The organism is Planomonospora algeriensis, assembly GCF_977012225.1.
Genome location: NZ_CDRNDK010000975.1, coordinates 1 through 841 on the forward strand (window position 1 = coordinate 1; position 841 = coordinate 841).

General features: G+C 77.2%; 1 protein-coding gene. It reads left to right on the forward strand.

The window, feature by feature from the left end; translation table 11 throughout:
• Nucleotides 1-138: 138 nt before the first annotated feature.
• Nucleotides 139-841, forward strand: a 703-nt coding sequence (locus ACWJ6R_RS37295; protein ID WP_449066697.1) for a hypothetical protein, incomplete at its 3' end; no start/stop codon positions are given.

Here is an 841-nt window from a genome sequence, read left to right on the forward strand (position 1 = left end):
CGCTGGCCGCCCGCGCGCTGGCCGCCCGCGCTCCCGCCTCCCGCCCCATCTGCGGCGGCAGGCCGAGGAACTGCTGCGGGCGTCGGCCTGATCCGGCCCTTCCCGCTGTGATCCGGATGCGGAGGGTAGGTGGGGGGCATGGCATCTTCCTCACCTGATCAGGCCGGCGCCGTGTCCTCGCTGTTCCGCCGCGCGGCGGCGCTGCGCGGCGGCCGCGCGGTCCACACCCGGGGGCGGTTCTTCCACGCCGCCTTCCGCGTCCTCGACCACACCGACCCCTACCTCGGCATCCCCGTGCTCGACGAGCCCGGCGAGCGGGAGGTCCTGGTACGGCTCTCCAAGGGGGCCTCCCTGCCCGGCGCCCTGCCCGACGTGCTCGGCCTGGCCGTCCGGCTCCCGTGCGACCAGGCGCCCGGCGGCGACCTCGACCTGCTGCTGTCCACGATGGGCTGGCCCCGATGGCTGCCCTTCCCCAGCTCCGGGTTCGGCTCCGGGGTCTTCTCCACGCTGGTCCCCTACCGGCACGCGGCCGGGCGGATCCGGTTCCTGGCCGTGGCGGCCGACCGCGGCCGCGGCCGCTCCGCCGACCCCGGCGAGATCGCGGAGTCCGTCGCGGCGGCTCCGCTGGACTTCGTCCTCGGCATCGAGGGGTACCGGCGGCCGCTCGCGCGGCTGAGCCTGCACACCGTGCTCCCGGACGGGGAGTTCGCCGCGTTCGACCCGATGCTGAACGGCCATCCGGCGCTGGTCTTCCCCGAGGCGTTCCGGCGGGTGCGCGAGGCCGCGTACGCCGGCTCGCGGCAGGGACGCGCCCGGGCGGGAGCGGGGGACGGCGACCGCG